Origin of the sequence: Synechococcus sp. O70.1, assembly GCF_047462215.1 — a bacterium.
In the GTDB taxonomy this organism is placed as follows: Bacteria; Cyanobacteriota; Cyanobacteriia; order Thermostichales; family Thermostichaceae; genus Thermostichus.
The window spans coordinates 17,620-33,699 of sequence record NZ_JANSIT010000019.1 but is presented as its reverse complement, the minus strand read 5'-3'; the positions used below and the strand labels follow the sequence as shown (position 1 = coordinate 33,699).

The following is a 16,080-nucleotide window of genomic DNA, read 5'->3' as shown; positions in this document are numbered from 1 at the left end:
CTTGGCTTTGGGATCGATCCCCAACAGGCGCACATACTCCCCGCGGTGGGCTGCTAGAAGAGCTTCCAGCGATTGCACCACCTCGGCCTCGTGGGTGCCGAGGATTGGGCCTTCGCTCTGCCAAGAGGAGACGCGGAAGCGGCGGGGATCAGCGTATTCCAGGCCCACCCGGTAGCCTTGGGCCAAGAGGGCGCGCACCTGCTCCACCACCTCTGGACTTAGAAGGGATCCGCTGCCGTTGTGCCCATTGGCAAGAGAGGAGGAAGAACCAGAAGCGCGGGCTTGCATCAGCTCGTTGCGAATAGGAGCAATACAGACGAGGTTCTCGCTGCAGTGGTAGCCCTCCAGCAGGGCTTGGTTAATGCCGATAACGTGCTGAGCAAACTTGGCATCGCTATCTTGGACATCCGGTAGCCGGTCAGCCTCAGCTTGGTTGGTGATGATGGAGCCGGAGCGCACATATTTGCCCGGCGGGATCTCCACATCCTGGATGAGGCAGTGCAACATGATGATGCAGCCATCTCCCACCCGCGCATTGAACACGGTGGAGCGGAAGCCGATGAAGCAGTTGTTGCCTATATAGGCTGGCCCGTGGATCAAGGCCATGTGGGCAATGGAGGTGTTCTTGCCAATCCACACCGAGTAGGGCTGGCCATCTTCTCCAATGACCCGCCCTTGCTCCAGGCCGTGGATCACCACCCCATCCTGGATATTGGAGCCGTCGCCAATGTAGAAGGGGGATCCTTCATCGGCGCGGATGGAAGTTCCAGGGGCGATGAGCACCTGAGCGCCGACGCGCACATCTCCGATGAGATTGGAAAAGGAGTGGACGTAAGCAGAGGGATGAATGGTAGGCTCCGCCAAGCGACGTGACCAGGGCGTTGGCGGCGCAGCGTAGGTTTGAGCAGGCATAACCGTGAGCCTCTAGACCCAATCAAAGAGGAAAGGGAAGGATCCCAGCTAGCGTTGCTCGCGCTTGTTGTAGACGGAGCGACCGTCAATGCTAACGGTGTCAATAATGGCCATCACCACGGCATCCAAAGGTCGGGTTTCGTTTCCCCGCGGTTGGCGAGCCGCGCTACCTTGGCTGACCAGCACCCATTCCTCGGCGCCGGCTCCCACTGGGTCAGCAGCCACAGCATAGTCCGGCTGCGGCCGGCCTTCGAGATCGACATACTGCACCACCAGGAACTTCACGCCCGTCAGGCTGGGATCCTTCTGGGTGCTGGTGACGGTACCCCGTACAATCGCAATACGCATCTAGGGACGCGTGAAGGGACGAATGGCATTGACCCCTTCGCGGAACTGGGCCACATCCTCGGTGTAGCGAATGGGCAACACGTACTCCAGGTTTTCGTGGGGACGAGCAATGATGTGCCAGGAGAGCAGCTGGCCGCCGTTGACCCGCTTCACGGCTTCGATGCCGGCAGCTACCGAGGCCTGCACCTCGGAGACGTCACCCCGCACGATCACGGTGACGCGCCCACTGCTAATTTTCTCGTAGCCCACCAAGGTGACGCGCGCTGCCTTCACCATGGCGTCGGCCGCTTCCACTACCGCTGGGAAGCCCAGCGTTTCAATCATTCCAACTGCGATGGCCATAGGGACTCCTTACGCTGAGATGGGTTAACCAGCTTCCGGGCTAGGTGCGAAACTGCTCCACCGCTTCGGTGTAGCGAATGGGCAGCACGTACTCCAGGTTTTCATGCGGCCGAGCAATGATGTGGTGGGAGAGAACCTCGCCACCGCTTACCCGCTTGGCAGATTCCAAACCGGCAGCTACCGAGGCCTGCACCTCGGAGACGTCACCCCGCACGATCACAGTGACGCGCCCGCTGCCAATTTTTTCGTAGCCCACCAGCGTGACACGCGCCGCCTTCACCATGGCGTCGGCTGCTTCTACTACTGCTGGAAACCCCCGCGTTTCAATCATTCCAACCGCAATAGGCATATCAACTCTCCACCCCTTTGAACGCCTAGTTCCTAAGCACCGTGAAGTTCAACCTAGCAGCCACTGTCTTGCCGATTGGCTTGCTGCTAGGATCTGGCTACTTCGTTGACCTCAAGTGAAGATCCTTCTGTCTCTGCCTCACCTGGTGATCCCTTCAGGAAAACCAACCCTGACTGACCTAGACGCTTCCTCCCCCCTTTTTGCCCAAGAAAGACCTGCTTAGCAACAGACCTCGGACTAGGTTGGGACGAGCCACTAGGAGTCATCGGGATTTCAAGGGAGCCATCGCGCAGCAAGGCAAAGCTATCAACTCTGAGTTCAACCTATCCCTTGCTGAAATCATACAGAGAATTCGGCTGAGATAGCTCAGAGCGAGGATCTCCGACCTAAGCAGAATGATATCCCCAATCATCCCGAACAAAAATCAATATTCTTAATTGGAGTGATAGCTTTTATTAAGAAAGCACGACTGTTGTTAACTGTTAACAAACAGTTCTTGACACTCCTTCTCTTCAGAGTCACCAGCTTAGCCACTCTTTCCCTGACAGCGCAGCGAAGGGGGCACCTCCAGACTATGCGCTTCCAAGAGGTCGGCTTGGCTTAGCAGCTGCCTGGGGGATCCCTGAGCCCAGACGCGGCCTTGATCCAAAAGGATCACCCAATCGCACACCTCAAGGATCAGCTCCAGATCGTGGGAGGCCAGCAGAAAGGTGTGACCTACTTGCTGGAAAAAGGCGATTAGCTGCCGTCGCGCCCGCAGATCCAGGTTAGCGGTCGGCTCGTCGTAGAGCACCAACTGGGGCTGCATCGCCAGGATCCCAGCGATGGCAATCAGACGCTTTTCGCCACTGGAGAGGCGGTGGGGTGGGCGATTGGCTAGATGCAGGGTGCCAGTCCTCTGCAGGGCTGACTGTACGGCGGCGATAATCTCCGCTTCAGGCCAACCGAGATTGCGCGGTCCAAAGGCCACATCCTCCGCCACAGAGGCGGCAAACAGTTGGTCATCGGGATCCTGAAACACTAGCCCCACCTCAGGCCGAAATTGGCCAGGTTGCAGCGGCTCCCCAAACAACGTAATCTGCCCAGCGCGGAGGGGCAAGAGACCCGCAAGAGCAAGGAACAGGGTAGTTTTGCCGGCACCATTGGGGCCGATAACCCCCACCCGCTGGCCAACTTCAACTCTGAGATCCACCCCTTGCAGAACCAGTGGGCAACCAGGGTAGGCGACCCACAACTGGCTAACCTCCACCGCTGGCCTTGTCTTCATCAGAAAAAAACGCGGCACGGCAGCCCCAGGATCTAGCCGCCCTCCAACGTAAGACGACTACACTACTATGCAGCAAACTCTGACCCTGGTCTGCAAGCTAGCCCCCCAGCGCAGGCAGCCAAGGCCAGGGACAGAGCTACCTTCACACCTGCGGTATGGAGTTGGCTTTAGCCAAGGGAATAGTCTAGCGTTGCTCCAGATCCTTCTGGCGCCTCTGCATGGCGGCGGGGGTAAGCTGCAAGGTGGGCACGCTGGGGCTGCTTAGATCAATCTGGAGAATTTCCTCGGGCGTACACTCGCAGTAGCGGCCCAGATCCCGCATTTGGTTGAGGATTTGAATTTGCAAGGGCAGGCGGTCAGAAAGCGGCCCCAGATAAACATTGCCCAGCTCAGTGTGTAGGGTAATCCCTCCGCCGGCGTGCCAATCCACTGCCCTGATTGGAACTTCAGACAGTTGCAGGGCTTCGAGCAGTGGCGCCCATTGCTCGGGTGGGTGGCTCTCCCAGCTCAGCACCTCCAACTCGGGCAAGGACTCAAGGAAACGGTAGGGATCCGGGGGCAGCCAGTTGCCCTCTCGATCCACCCAACCCGTTTGGTCGCCTCGGCGAGCACGGGCAATTAGCTGCCGTTCCTGCACCTGGACAACAACTCCCACTGGCAGCAACCGCCGCCGCACCTGGACGCTCTGGAAAGGGGAAGCCGGGGATCCCAGCAAGGCTTTTTCCAACGCTGCTGGCTGCACCTGCCAGATGTTTATCGGATAGGTCAGAGGCAATTGCCTCCGGATCCAGTCGGGATCCACCCAATGGTTACCGCTGACCTGAATTTGCTCTGGTCGACGAATTTGCCAGTAGGGCCGCTGCAGGCTTTGCACCAGCAGTAGCAGGAGAGCTGTGGAACTGGCCAAGCGCCAGGATCCCTGCCAAAAACGGCGACGCCGCTCTTGGCGCAGAAGTTGCCGCCGTCGCAAAAGTTGCTCGCGGCTGGGCGGAGCAAGAGATACCACTGCCTCCCTCTTTCTTCCGGCAGGGAGCAACCTAACCGGCAATTTCCTCGACCTGATCAACCCGCAGCCAGATCGGAGGGGTGGGAACAGCTCCAAACTTAATCTGGATGTAGTCTCCCTTAATCTCCACCACTTCTCCAGCCGTGTCAAAGACGTAGTTGGGGATCATGGGATCACTAGCTTGGGCTTCCAAGCTGCCCTGCAGCTTCTCACGGATGGCTCTTACCAGGGTGCCTCGCTTGATTGCCATTGCCTTTCCCTTCGGTGCTGATTGATGGGTTGAATCTGGGCGCTAGTTCACTCGCGGCTAGCCTACTTTTTCCGTAAGCTGCGAGCCATCTCGCGGAACCTATCTAGGTCAGATCCTCCTCCGCGGCGTGAGGCCACTCCGCTGCCGCTGTTGGAGGTGGGGGAGCCCTGTTCGGCAACAGGTTCAGGAGCTTTGCTTTTTTCTTCAGTCAACTTAACCTTGCTCAAGGAAGACACCTCCTCCACCACCTCTATCTTGCTGCCAGAACCAAAGTCTTTAAAGGTGTGCTTCACAGTTCTAGGAGTGCGCATGTATTCGATGTTGCCAAGGGTCTTGGCCTCATCCGGGTCGAGAAAGAAGGTGTTGTCTTTCTTTTTGGCCGGCTGGGAAACCGTTTCTGATAAGCTTTGGGAAGCTGCTCGACCACGAGAGCCGAAAAAGCGCCTGAAGATGCCTACCATTGTCTTTTTGCCTGCAGTGCAAGGAAAGAGGAGCCAATCTCTGGAGGCTGGGTCAGTTAGCTGCGGTTACGTAAGGTAACGCCTGGCCCACCTCTGAAACCATGTTAAGCTAACTTAGGCCAGTGCGCCTCCTACCTACAGCAAGGATTGCTTACTCAAGCGCTCAAGCTGGGAGGACCTTCCCAGGAAAGGGCCTTCAACCCAACGGCCCCTTGAGGACAGCCAGCCCACTCTAGAGCCCTAGGGATCCCAGCGGCTGGTCAGTATGCTGCCAAAAAAACCGTTTTGGCTTTCTTCTAGAAGATAGGCCTTGACTCTCGAAATCAGTTAAACAGCATTCGATCCAACTCAATCTGACAAACTCAATCTGACAAAAGCTATCACTATTCAGTCCGTTGTTGAGGAAGTCCTACGAATCCGCCAATTTACCTCAAATAGCCTGCTGCGCAAGCGGCACTTTAGCATTGCTTTCCTGAACGAGGTTAGGCTTCGGGAAATTGCCCACCTCTGGCCCTAAAAACCTACAATACCAGTCTAGGTATAGGTGGTGGGTATCTAGGGGAGGCGGCGGATCCCTCTCAAGCCAAAGAGCTGCTACAAAGCCGCTGGGAAGAACCTTCACCTCTGCTAGTAGCGCACCTCCAGCCTGAGGAGTCTGCCTAAGCTTAGGGCAGTGCTAATGGGGCAGGTCCAGATTTTGCCAGAAGCCTCTTGGAAGCTGGCCATGAACGCAGGGGCAATCTGAGGCATGGCCGCCCCCGCCCTACACGTGACATACTCCCAGCGCTGATCCTGTAGGTAGGTGCAGCGTGGGCTTCTCGCTTTAACGGGGAGCTTTCGCAAGAGCCGTCAGCGAGCAGACCCGGGATGTCCCACCGCGTAGTTTAACTGATTCTGGCAAAGCTGTTTGCTGTAGCTGCCCTCATGATACAGCCTGTGAGGGTATAGGCCCTATGCTTAAAAAGCTCTACGCTTTTTAAAGATGCTTTCCATGCTTAAAGATGCCTAAAGTTGGGTTAAGATAGAGCTGTCACTCCTCCTGCATGACCAGGCACGCTTCACAGCTTGGAAAGCGGTGGCCAAGCAGCAGAAGAGTAAGTGCTGTTACGTTTTGAGAGGGATCCATGTTGTTTGTTTTTAACCTGGCAAAGCGTCTACAGCTTGTTCTCCTCACCCTTGTGCTCGGGATGGCTGCAGGGGCGTTTTTGTCCAACCCTGCTGCTGCTGAAACCTACACGGTCAAAATGGGCTCCGATAAGGCCCAGCTCATTTACGATCCCCCTGTCCTCACCATCCAGCAAGGGGATACTGTTCGGTGGGTCAACAACAAGGTCTATCCCCACAACATTGTTTTCGACAAAGTACCCGGTGGCGATGCGGCCCTGGCAGCCAAGCTCTCCCACAAGGCCCTGCTCACTGCTCCCAGCCAAGTGGTCGAGACGGCCTTTGTCGATGTCCCGCCGGGCGAGTACACCTACTACTGCACGCCCCATCGGGGAGCCGGAATGGTTGGCAAGATCATTGTCAAGGGGTAAATCGAACTGTAGGCTAGCAACCCCGACTTCGGCTTGCTGGGGCGGAGCCCTACCCGTAGTAGTATAGAAAAAAAGCTAGCCCTCTCAAGGATGAGGGGGCTTTTTTGCGAAGAGAAGTCTAGCCGGCTTGCTCTTAGGCTGGACAGGCCCTAGCCCCTAACTGTAGTCTCCAGACGGGTTCCCCATGACCACCCCTGTCAAAAGCTACCTGCTCCTAGCGGTTTCCTGCGTCAGCGCCATTGCCGCTGTGGGCTCAATCTTCGAGTTGGCTTCTGGTAAGCCGGACTTTGGCGTTGGCCCCACTAGCATCATCTTGATCGTGGCCGCTCCCCTAGCCGTTTGGCTGTTCCAAGGAGCAGTTGAAGCGGCGCGGGCTGCCAACGCCGGCAAGAGGGGCAAGAAGAGAAAATGAGCAGGTAGAGGTGGGACTCAGCAGGTTTGTTGCAAAGAAACCCGTGATTCTATCTCAGTTTCTGCCGGCTGATGAAACTCAGGCAGCAGCTCTCGTTTTTGCACCGTTCCAAGAGCTGCTTCCAGCTCCGCAGTCGCTAGCGTACAACTGGAGCCGTTGCCGTTTAGCACGGTCTCCGTTACCTGTCCGTTTTTGTCGATCCGATACTCGATCTTGACGTACTCGGGCATCTGCCTTTCAGCAACCCTTTTCCTCCTCCCCATTGTATTGGCTCCATGGCCTCAGTGCGTCCACCCTTGCAAGCTGCCAAAAGAGATCCCGGCATCCGCCGCGATCTGAGATTGGGTGTGGGGGCGCTGCTGGGCGTGGTCCTCATCGGCACTCTCTGGTACCACTGGGTGGAGCAGTGGCCGTGGGTGGAAGCCTTTTACATGAGCGTCATCACCCTAACCACTGTAGGCTTTATGGAGGTGAGGCCGCTTGGGGATCGGGGACGCTTGTTCACAGCGGCCTTGATCCTGATGGGGGTCTTGAGCATCGGGTTTATGGTGAATCGCTTTACGGAGGCCCTCATCCAAGGGCATTTTCAGGAAGGGATCCGGCGGCGGAAGTGGAAGAGACAAATGGAAGCGCTGAACAACCACTACATCGTTTGCGGTTTTGGGCGTATTGGGCGGCAGGTGGCCCAAGAGTTGCAGGCAGAGGGGGTGCCGTTTTTGGTGATCGATCAATCTGCCGAAGCTATTCAGGTGGCGCAAGAGCTGGGATACATCGCTCTCCAGGGAGACAGCACCCTCGATGACACCTTGCTGGCGGCGCGGGTGCAGCGGGCCGAGGGGCTGATCGCCGCACTCTCCACCGATGCCGAGAACCTCTATGTGGTGCTGTCGGCCCGCACCCTGAACCCTCGCATCCGCACCGTTGCCCGCGCCAACACGGAAGAGGCTTTGCAAAAGCTGCAGCGGGCAGGTGTCACCCACGCTATTTCCCCCTTCATTACGGGCGGAAAGCGGATGGCAGCAGCTGCCTTGCGCCCCCGCGTGGTGGACTTTGTGGATGGGATCCTGTCCGGTCGGGATCGTACCTTTTACCTAGAGGAGTACGAGCTGGTGGCTCAAGAATGCCCCTATGTTGGCCAAACCTTGGGGGCAGCCAATTTGCGAGCCCGATCTGGCGCTTTGGTGGTGGCGATTCGGCGAGCCGATGGCCAGCTTATTGGCGGACCCACCAGCGACACCTTGCTGCAGCCAGGGGATCTGCTGCTGTGTATGGGCACGGCCGAGCAGTTGCGCCGCCTGGGCCAGTTGCTCTATCCCCGCCCCTAGGTGGAGCCGGCTAAATGCGCCTGAGGATGCTGGAACCGTGGGAATCGGTGCCACAGGTTTTCAAGAGTCCGTAGGTCTGGGCCAACTCCTCCCCAATCGCCGTCTCTTCTGGGCTGGGAGCCCAAGGTTCCGGATTCTTGTAGGCGTAGTAGACTTCGAGGCCGTCGATTCCTAGGGCCGCTGCTGCCGGGACGAGGACTTCTGCAGGCAGCCAGTAGCGAAAGGGATGGGCCAACACCGCCAACCCTCCTGCTGCTTGAATGGCCCCAATGGCCTCAGCAGCACCTAGGCCGGGCACTTGCTCGCCTTGGATGTAGGGATCCAAAACAGGGTCGGCAGGATCAAACCCGTAGCCAAGAATATGCACCTCGCAGCCCAGCAAGTTGGCTGTAATCTCGATCCCCGACCAGAGGATGGGATCATCGGGGCGATCCAGGTGGGCGCGGGCCTGTTGGTAACCCTTCAGGGTGTGGTGATCGGTGATGGCCAGGCCCTGGAGGCCATGCCGGCGCGCCTGCTCCGCCAGTTCCACCGGATCCATTTGCCCATCCGAACAGCGGGTGTGCAGGTGAAAGTTGTACTGCCAGGGACAAGAAAGGGGGCCGATCCCTTGCAGCACTCGCCGCAACTCTGCTGCCGAAGCAGTTTGACAGGGATCCCGTTGCAAACTAATCAGCATGACAGCCCTTGAGTCTCAACCAGGCATCTCTCCAGAGAAGTAAACTCTGGAGTTTTATCTTTTGTTAAGCAGGTTCACCCATTCTAGCCAGGGCAAGGGAGGGTCGCTAGGTGTCAAGAGCTACAGCATGGGCCAGGGATCCCTAGGGGTTGGCCAAGATTTCTTCGGCCGCTTTGAGAGCTGCTCCAGGAGAGAAGTCGCTGTAGCCCAGGGTGTGCAGGGTCGATTCCAGAGCAGCCAGGGTTGTGAGAATATCGCGCTCGCTCACGAAGCCCAGGTGGCCGATGCGGAAGATCTTGCCCTTGAGGTGATCTTGGCCAGCAGCAAGGGCAATGTCGAAGTGTTTCTTCAGGGTGCTGCGGAGGGTGTCGGCGTTGATCCCTTCCGGAGCCAGCACGGCTGTTACCGAGGGGCTAGCCGCTGACTCGGGGTTGACCAAAAGCTTCAGCCCCAGGGCCTTGACACCGGCGCGGGTGGCCTGGGCCAAGCGGGCATGGCGGCGGTAGATGGCCTCCAATCCTTCGGCCCGCATTAGGCGCAGGGTAAGCTGTAGGGCGTAGAACAGGTTCACTGCCGGCGTAAAGGGAGTGGTGCCTTGACGCAGGGCTTTTTGGGCAAGCTTAAAGCTCCAGTAGTACTTGGGAAAGCGAGAGCGCTCGGCAGCAGCCATGGCCCGCGGGCTAACAGCTACAAACCCCAGCCCTGGCGGGATCATGTAGCCCTTTTGGGATCCAGAGGCCACTACATCCAAGCCCCACTCGTCCATGGGCACCGGCATGGCTCCCAAACTGGTGACGGCATCCACAATTACCAAGGCTTCCCCATGCTCGCGGGCGGCAGCCGCAATGGCCTGCACATCGTTGGCCACGCCGCTAGAGGTTTCTGAATGGGTGAGGATGACCGCCTTGATGGTCTTCTCCCGGTCAGCAGCCAGCTTCTCCTGGAAGACTTCGACGGGATAGGGCACGCCCCAGGGGGTTTCTATCCGCTCACACTGCAGACCGAATTGCTCCGACATCTCGGCCCAGCGCTCGCCAAACTTGCCGTTGACCCCTACCAAGACGCGATCCCCAGGGCTGAGGGTGTTGAGGATCCCGGCTTCCATCGCCCCGGTGCCGCTGGAGGCAAAGACAAACACATCCGAAGTAGTCTGGTGCAGCCAGCGCAGCCCATCCGTCACCTCTTCCAGAATGGCGGTGAACTCTTTGCTGCGGTGCTCGATGGGCCCCCGCGCCATGGCCAGCAGCGCACTCTCGGGAACGGGAGTGGGGCCCGGGATCATCAACATTAACTTGTCTTTCATGCGTGTCCCGCTGGGGATGTCAGCTTCAAGAGGTGGCGGCCAGATTCGAACTGGCGCATAGAGGTTTTGCAGACCTCTGCCTTACCACTTGGCTACGCCACCCTACTGCTCATAGATTATCGTAATCCGAAAAGGGGATCCCTCTTCCACTTGCCGCCGTCAATGGTAGCAGCTCTCGGTTCGGCCATACTTATTTTCGCCAGCAAGTGCCCGAAAACGTTGCCAAACCAAAAGGCGGCTCGAGCTTCCCCGGTAGCTGCAGTTGAATCCTCGGCATCTCAGGGTGTTTTAAGTTTTGCCCAAGGGGTAGCCGCGGGGGGTGATTAGCCACCTGCCGTAGCGAAAGGTCTGCGAGTTGCCGATCAAGACCAGGGTGAACATATCCACCGCCTCGGGATCTACCTCCCCCAGCGTGGTGAGGTGGAGGGTCTCGCCGGGGCGGTAGAGGTTGCGGGCCACTGCCACCGGGGTATGGGCAGAGCGGGCTCGGCGAAAGATCTGCAGCGCCTTGAGAAAGGGATCCAAGCGCTGCCGCGAGCGAGGGTTATACAGAGCTACCACAAAGTCAGTCTGGGCAGCCGCCTGCAGGCGTTGCTCGATGGCCGGCCAGGGAGTGAGCCGATCCGAGAGGGAGATGGCGCAAAAGTCCTGCATCAGGGGTGCCCCTAGCCGGGCAGCAGCAGCCTGAAGCGCAGAGATCCCTGGCAGCACCTCCAGAGAGGGGCGGATCCCATCCCAACCAGCACGGGCCAGGCACTCCAGCACCAGCCCAGCCATGCCGTAGATCCCCGCATCTCCCGAAGAGATCACCGCCACCTGCAGCCCCTGCTGGGCCAGGGCAATGGCTCGCTGCGCTCGCTGCACCTCCTGCGTGATGGGAAAGGCTTCGCAAATCTGGCCGGGGCGCAGGAGGGGCGCCACCAAGTCCAGGTAGAGCTGGTAGCCGATTACCGCGTCGGCTTGGGCCAAAGCCAGCCGGGCAGCCAGCGTCAAGTGGGCGGGATCCCCAGGGCCGGTGCCAATCAGCCACAGGTGCCCGGCGCGAGGCGAATACTCTCGGGCAGCGCGAGCAATGGCTAGGGTACAAGCTCCCTCGCTTTCGGAGGCAAAGACCTGCTTGGGGCAGAGGAGAGTAGCTCTCGCTGGGGCTGGATTGCTATCCCCTGAGCAGCGCTGGGCCGCCAAAAGGGCAGCCGCCTCTGCCACCGAAGGGGTGCCTACCGCCTGTTGCACCGCCTCCGAAGGGTGGGGAACCGGGATCCCCGCCAGGGCCTCGGCCGAGAAAAACTGAATGGGCCAGCCGTAGGCTTGGGCCAGCTCCACAAGTCCCGCCTCATCCCGTTTCAGCTCTAGGGTCGCCAAGCCGGCAATGGCCTCGAAAGCCAGCCCCTGGCTCTGCAACAGGCGCCGCAGGGATCCCTCTAGCCAGGCGCGGCTAGTGCCCCGCTCGCAGCCCACCCCCACCCACAGCACCCGCGGATGCCAGTGAACGGTGGGGATCTTGTTCTTGTCCAAAGAAGTTGAATACTCGCTGATCCGGATCTGGGCCACCGCCTGGCTAGGAGCAGTGCTCAAGAGAGGGTGATCTGCCGGCCAGGCCCGTCGCCAGAGCTGCGTGCCACAGGTTTGCTCAACGGCCACTGGCTCTCCTCGCGCCAAAGCAGCAGCCACCTCGTTCCAATCGCCAGCGCCCCGCCGCCAACCGTAGGGATCCCCCAGCAAATCCACAGGCGGGATCCCCAGCCCCTCCGAGGCGGAGGTGAGGACGGGCTCGGCTCCCAAAGCAGCCGCCACCCGCCGCGCCAAGGCATCAGCTCCCCCCACATGTCCGCCACAGAGGCTGACGGCCCAGCGGCCAGCTTCGTCCACTACCACCACCGCCGGATCCCGGTATTTGTCCCGCAAGAGGGGAGCAATGAGCCGCACCACTGACCCAACGGGCAAGACAAAGATACAGCCCTGCACCTGCGGCCAGCTCTGGGCCACTGCTGCCGCTAGGGATCCGGGTAGGGGATCCCCGTAAGCTTGCCAGGGCGGAGGCAGGGGCTCTCCTTGGGAGTTGGCCTTGCTCCAGCAGATCCACTCCTCCGGCAGCAGCGACAGCAAAGGCTGGGCCAACTGGCGACCGCGGGGAGTAGGGGCAAACAGGGCAAGCTTCATCACCTGGGAGGGGAGAGTCCTATACTGGACTATAGAGTCACCCACGGACAGTGCCGATGTTGGGCCCCCTTGGACTGCTGCTGCCCCTCATTCCGCTGGAGGCTTTGCTTTCCACAAAGGGGCTAATGTTCTTACTGCTTTCAGCCTATGGCGGGGCGATGTGGACATTTTTGAGCGGCGCACCGCGGGTCTACACCATCATCGTGCCCGATCTGGAGCAGGCAAGGGGGTTCTACGAGAAGGTGTTGAAGCTGCCGGAGGCGGAGCTGCCGCTGCAGTACTACTACGGCTATGAGCAAAGCGTCGTCAGCTCTAGCCTGGGCTCCGTCTACTTCCCGGGGGATCTTGGCCTTGGCTCCCGCCTTGACGCCAAGGGCCAGTCTGCCTCGAAAACCCTCGATACCTCTGGCCTTTGGTACCAGCTCTCTGACGCGGTGCAGCTGCACGTGATCCCTGGCTCTACGGATCCCTATGCGGCTGCTACCCCCTACAGTGGCTCCTCCAGGCCTTTGTCAACCTACGGGACAACGGCAGGCCGCAGCGGCAGCGCTCGCTATCGCCACGCCAGCTATGAGCGGGAGGCCCTCAAGGCCCTCCTGAGGCGGATTAACAAACAAGGGATCCGCAACAGTGTCCGCTCCGAGAAGCCCTTGGTTTTCTGGGTGCGGGATCCGCAAGGCCAAATCATCGAATTTGCCGAGCTGAGGAGCTGAGGCAATCCTGGTACCATAACAGCAACAGCTAAGGAAACGCCGATGAAAGCAACGCAACGGGTGCTGCTGGTGGGCTTGGCCTTGCTTTGCCTGTGGGCAGGGGTTGGACTGCCAGCAACAGCTCTGTCTCGAGCCAAAGACAATCCGGCAGTTACCGCCCCATCCCAAGCCAAGGATTTCATCACTACCGAGTCGGGCTTGCAGTACTACGACATTGTGGAAGGGACAGGGCCTTCCCCGCAGCCAGGGCAAAAGGTGGTGGTGAACTACGTGGGCAAACTTCAGGATGGTACGGTCTTCGATAGCTCCTACAAGCGCAATCAACCCTTTACCTTTACCTACGGGGCAGGGCAGGTGATCCCTGGCTGGGAAGAAGGTCTGGCCACGATGCGCGTGGGGGGTAAGCGGTACTTGCGCATCCCGCCGGAGTTGGCCTACGGCAGCCGCGGTGCTGGCGGCGTGATCCCTCCCAACGCCACCCTAGACTTTGAGGTGGAGTTGCTGGCCATCCAGTAATCTCGTTGGGCCTGTGCAGCAACTTTCTCTCCCTCAGCTTCCTGCCGCTACAGCAGATCCTGCCTCAGCAAAGGCCTATCTGCGCCAGCACTTTCGCCAGCTACGGCAGGGGTTAGATCGAGCTCTTATCAGCCAAAAGATCGTGGCTCATTTGGCCTCTTGTTCCCAAATCCTGGCCGCCAAAACCATCCTGGCTTATGTGGCTTTCGGCTCAGAGGTGGATCTGGGATCCCTATTTGTCCTTTTTCCAGAGAAGCAGTGGGGGATCCCTCGCTGCTTGCCCCAGCAGCAGTTGCGCTGGCACCGCTACAATCCGGCTGAGCTAGTCCCCAACCGCTGGGGTTTGCTGGAACCCTCCTCCACCAGCCCCGTTGTCGACCCGGGCGAGGCGGATTTAATCCTCGTGCCTGCCCTGGCCTGCGATCGCTGGGGGAGGCGCCTAGGCTACGGAGGAGGATACTATGACTGGTTTCTGGCCTCCCTACCAAATCCCACCGTGCCCAAGTGGGGCATTGTCCCGCAGGCCTGTCTGCTGGAGCAGCCCCTCCCCTGCGATCCCTGGGATCAGCGCCTGGACGGGATCCAAACCGAAGAGGGGTTTTACCCAGCAAGGAATCCCCTAGACTAAGGGGGTAGGCCTTGGAGGAGAGAGCATGAGCCAAGTTTGGGAGCACAGGCAGCGTCTAGCCCAAAGGTTCTCTTCCCTTGCTTGGAGTCTGGCTTGGGTGGTCTTGGCGGCGCTCCTAGCGGGTTTTGGGAAGATCCCGCTGCAACTTAAGGATCTCCACGTCACCTCCTGCCCCGATACCCCTGAATACACCAACCTGGTAACCAGCAACGGCAACCCCATACCGGCCAGGTGCCTGTTTATCGAGGGCACAGTTGTCAACCGCTCCAAGAATACCGTGCTGAATGCCGACGTCTTTGGTCGCCTCTATGATGCCAACGGCAACGAAGTTCTGCCGGAGCGCACCCGCCTGGGGGCAATTGCCGAAGTTCCTCCTGGGGAAAGCCCCTTCTCCATTCGCATCTCCGTGCCCGTGACCAGCCCCCTGCCCTTGACCCTGGAGCAATTTAAGGCCAGCGGCTTCAGCGGCACCGTGCGCCGTTAGCCTTAAAGCTGACGGGTAAACTCCACCTGGGCTGGGCGCCCTGGAAGATGGAGCTGGGCAACCACCGGCGGGGTTTGGGCAATGAGGCGGCCCCGGCGGAAAACATACAGACAGGGTGGCTTGAGGCGAATGGCTTCGACGACATCGGCAGCTTGGAGCACCACCAAATCGGCGCGGCAGCCAGGCTGGAGCCCGTAGCCCTCCAGGCCCAGCAGGCGGGCTGGGTTTTCGGTTACCGCTAGGAAGCACTGCCGCATCTGCTCATAGCCTGTCATCTGGGCAGCGTGGACGGCCATGTGGGCCACTTCCAGCATGTTGCCGCTGCCCAGAGGGTACCAGGGATCCATCACACAGTCCTGGCCAAAAGCCACCGTCAGCCCGGCGGCCATCAGCTCCGGCACTCGCGTCAGCCCCCGCCGCTTGGGGTAGGTGTCCTGGCGGCCCTGTAGCGCCAGGTTGACCAGCGGGTTGGCGACCACTCCCAGCTCTGCCTCGGCCATTAGGGGGATTAGCTTGCTCACGTAGGCGTTGTCCATCGAGTGCATCGAGGTGAGGTGGGAGGCCGTCACTCGACCCTGCAGGCCCAGCCGCAGCGTCTCATAGGCCAAGGTCTCGACGTGGCGGGAGAGGGGGTCGTCTGTTTCGTCGCAGTGCAGATCCACCCGCAGGCCCCGCGCGGCTGCAATCTCGCACAGAGCCCGCACTGAAGCAGCTCCTTCGGCCATTGTCCGCTCGAAGTGGGGGATCCCACCCACCACCTCCACCCCCAAATCCAGAGCCTTCTCCAAAAGCTGCACCGCCCCCGGCGAGCGGTAGTAGCCATCTTGGGGAAAGGCCACCAGTTGCAAATCCAGGTAGGGGGACACTTTCTGCTTGACCTCCAGCAAGGCCCGCACCGCCAACAAGTCGGGATCGCACACGTCCACATGGGCGCGGATGGCTAAGATCCCGCGCGCCACTGCCCAGTCGCAGTAGGTTAGAGCCCGCTCGATGACCGCCTCCGGAGTTAGCAGTGGCTTCAACTCTCCCCAGAGGGCGATCCCTTCCAGCAAGGTGCCCGATTGGTTGACGCGCGGGATCCCGTAGGTGAGGGCAGCATCCAGGTGAAAGTGGGCATCCACAAAGGGGGGCGACACCAAGCGGCCGCTCACATCGATCTCCTGGGGAGCAGTAGCCTGCAGATTTGCCTCCAGGGCAACGATGCGCTCCCCCTCGATGCCGATGTCGATTCCCTTACGGCCATCTGGCAAATTGGCCCGGCGCAAGATTAAATCCATCCCCCTCTTCCCAAGCCAGCTTGACCCTTTTCTTGCTAGCGGCAGCTTTCTCAAAAGCAGCCTTGCTCCGAGATTCCCTAGGGTTTGCCCTCAAGTTCCTGGTAGCCACTAAC

General features: G+C 59.7%; 21 protein-coding genes and 1 tRNA gene. 7 read left to right on the top strand and 15 right to left on the bottom strand.

Annotation, left to right across the window (positions count from 1 at the left end):
* The 9 genes from NW833_RS10060 to NW833_RS10020 all read right to left on the bottom strand — a co-directional run.
* Positions 1-912, bottom strand: a 912-nt coding sequence (locus NW833_RS10060; protein ID WP_414412380.1) for a ribulose bisphosphate carboxylase small subunit, incomplete at its 3' end; no start/stop codon positions are given.
* A 48-nt stretch (positions 913-960) separates the two neighbouring features.
* On the bottom strand, positions 961-1,260 hold the full coding sequence (locus tag NW833_RS10055) for a EutN/CcmL family microcompartment protein (protein WP_414394949.1): 300 nt from the start codon (positions 1,258-1,260) through the stop codon (positions 961-963).
* A complete protein-coding gene (locus NW833_RS10050; protein WP_414361188.1) occupies positions 1,261-1,602 on the bottom strand; it encodes a carbon dioxide-concentrating mechanism protein CcmK in 342 nt (113 codons plus the stop codon). It lies immediately after the preceding gene.
* A gap of 40 nt (positions 1,603-1,642) precedes the next feature.
* Positions 1,643-1,951 carry a carbon dioxide-concentrating mechanism protein CcmK gene (locus NW833_RS10045; protein WP_414361187.1) on the bottom strand — a complete coding sequence of 103 codons (309 nt, stop codon included), beginning with the start codon at positions 1,949-1,951 and terminating at the stop codon, positions 1,643-1,645.
* A 526-nt stretch (positions 1,952-2,477) separates the two neighbouring features.
* Positions 2,478-3,236 (bottom strand): energy-coupling factor ABC transporter ATP-binding protein, encoded by a 759-nt coding sequence (locus tag NW833_RS10040; protein WP_414412379.1) that lies wholly within the window; start codon positions 3,234-3,236, stop codon positions 2,478-2,480.
* Between the two features lie 166 nt (positions 3,237-3,402).
* On the bottom strand, positions 3,403-4,224 hold the full coding sequence (locus tag NW833_RS10035; protein WP_414412378.1) for a cell division protein FtsQ/DivIB: 822 nt from the start codon (positions 4,222-4,224) through the stop codon (positions 3,403-3,405).
* 31 nt (positions 4,225-4,255) lie between these two features.
* Positions 4,256-4,474 carry an NAD(P)H-quinone oxidoreductase subunit O gene (gene ndhO / locus NW833_RS10030; protein WP_414394954.1) on the bottom strand — a complete coding sequence of 73 codons (219 nt, stop codon included), beginning with the start codon at positions 4,472-4,474 and terminating at the stop codon, positions 4,256-4,258.
* A gap of 62 nt (positions 4,475-4,536) precedes the next feature.
* Positions 4,537-4,935, bottom strand: coding sequence for a hypothetical protein (locus NW833_RS10025; protein ID WP_414405255.1), 399 nt, complete (start codon positions 4,933-4,935; stop codon positions 4,537-4,539).
* 627 nt (positions 4,936-5,562) lie between these two features.
* Positions 5,563-5,685, bottom strand: coding sequence for a hypothetical protein (locus NW833_RS10020; RefSeq protein ID WP_414412377.1), 123 nt, complete (start codon positions 5,683-5,685; stop codon positions 5,563-5,565).
* 374 nt (positions 5,686-6,059) lie between these two features.
* On the opposite strand from NW833_RS10020, the gene petE reads away from it, so the two are divergent.
* Complete coding sequence (gene petE / locus NW833_RS10015; protein WP_414394956.1) at positions 6,060-6,470, top strand: plastocyanin; 411 nt, start codon at positions 6,060-6,062, stop codon at positions 6,468-6,470.
* Between the two features lie 184 nt (positions 6,471-6,654).
* Complete coding sequence (locus NW833_RS10010) at positions 6,655-6,882, top strand: hypothetical protein (protein ID WP_414394958.1); 228 nt, start codon at positions 6,655-6,657, stop codon at positions 6,880-6,882.
* A 17-nt stretch (positions 6,883-6,899) separates the two neighbouring features.
* Here the strand turns inward: NW833_RS10010 and NW833_RS10005 are convergent, their stop codons facing one another.
* Positions 6,900-7,112: a DUF2997 domain-containing protein gene (locus NW833_RS10005; RefSeq protein ID WP_414394959.1), complete on the bottom strand. Its 213-nt coding sequence runs from the start codon at positions 7,110-7,112 to the stop codon at positions 6,900-6,902.
* A gap of 45 nt (positions 7,113-7,157) precedes the next feature.
* Here NW833_RS10005 and NW833_RS10000 point away from each other — a divergent pair, with 45 nt between their 5' ends.
* On the top strand, positions 7,158-8,207 hold the full coding sequence (locus NW833_RS10000) for a potassium channel family protein (RefSeq protein WP_414394961.1): 1,050 nt from the start codon (positions 7,158-7,160) through the stop codon (positions 8,205-8,207).
* Positions 8,208-8,217: 10 nt separating this feature from the next.
* Here NW833_RS10000 and NW833_RS09995 read toward each other — a convergent pair whose 3' ends face one another.
* From NW833_RS09995 to cobJ, 4 genes are all read right to left on the bottom strand, one after another.
* Positions 8,218-8,886, bottom strand: coding sequence for a PHP domain-containing protein (locus NW833_RS09995; RefSeq protein WP_414394963.1), 669 nt, complete (start codon positions 8,884-8,886; stop codon positions 8,218-8,220).
* A gap of 142 nt (positions 8,887-9,028) precedes the next feature.
* On the bottom strand, positions 9,029-10,189 hold the full coding sequence (locus NW833_RS09990) for a pyridoxal-phosphate-dependent aminotransferase family protein (RefSeq protein ID WP_414412376.1): 1,161 nt from the start codon (positions 10,187-10,189) through the stop codon (positions 9,029-9,031).
* Between the two features lie 30 nt (positions 10,190-10,219).
* A tRNA-Cys gene (locus NW833_RS09985) sits at positions 10,220-10,291 on the bottom strand.
* Between the two features lie 186 nt (positions 10,292-10,477).
* Entirely contained in the window at positions 10,478-12,349 is a 1,872-nt protein-coding gene (gene cobJ / locus NW833_RS09980; RefSeq protein ID WP_414412375.1) for a precorrin-3B C(17)-methyltransferase, read from the bottom strand.
* Positions 12,350-12,405: 56 nt separating this feature from the next.
* On the opposite strand from cobJ, the gene NW833_RS09975 reads away from it, so the two are divergent.
* From NW833_RS09975 to NW833_RS09960, 4 genes are read left to right on the top strand one after another with little or no spacing between them, the layout of a single operon-like run.
* Entirely contained in the window at positions 12,406-13,062 is a 657-nt protein-coding gene (locus tag NW833_RS09975) for a hypothetical protein (protein ID WP_414394968.1), read from the top strand.
* Positions 13,063-13,104: 42 nt separating this feature from the next.
* Positions 13,105-13,578, top strand: a complete 474-nt coding sequence (locus NW833_RS09970; protein WP_414394970.1) for an FKBP-type peptidyl-prolyl cis-trans isomerase — start codon at positions 13,105-13,107, stop codon at positions 13,576-13,578.
* 13 nt (positions 13,579-13,591) lie between these two features.
* Positions 13,592-14,206 (top strand): 5-formyltetrahydrofolate cyclo-ligase, encoded by a 615-nt coding sequence (locus NW833_RS09965; protein ID WP_414412374.1) that lies wholly within the window; start codon positions 13,592-13,594, stop codon positions 14,204-14,206.
* 25 nt (positions 14,207-14,231) lie between these two features.
* Positions 14,232-14,690 carry an FxLYD domain-containing protein gene (locus tag NW833_RS09960; protein WP_414405246.1) on the top strand — a complete coding sequence of 153 codons (459 nt, stop codon included), beginning with the start codon at positions 14,232-14,234 and terminating at the stop codon, positions 14,688-14,690.
* Positions 14,691-14,692: 2 nt separating this feature from the next.
* Here NW833_RS09960 and NW833_RS09955 read toward each other — a convergent pair whose 3' ends face one another.
* Positions 14,693-15,967: an amidohydrolase family protein gene (locus tag NW833_RS09955; RefSeq protein ID WP_414412373.1), complete on the bottom strand. Its 1,275-nt coding sequence runs from the start codon at positions 15,965-15,967 to the stop codon at positions 14,693-14,695.
* Positions 15,968-16,080: the final 113 nt, after the last annotated feature.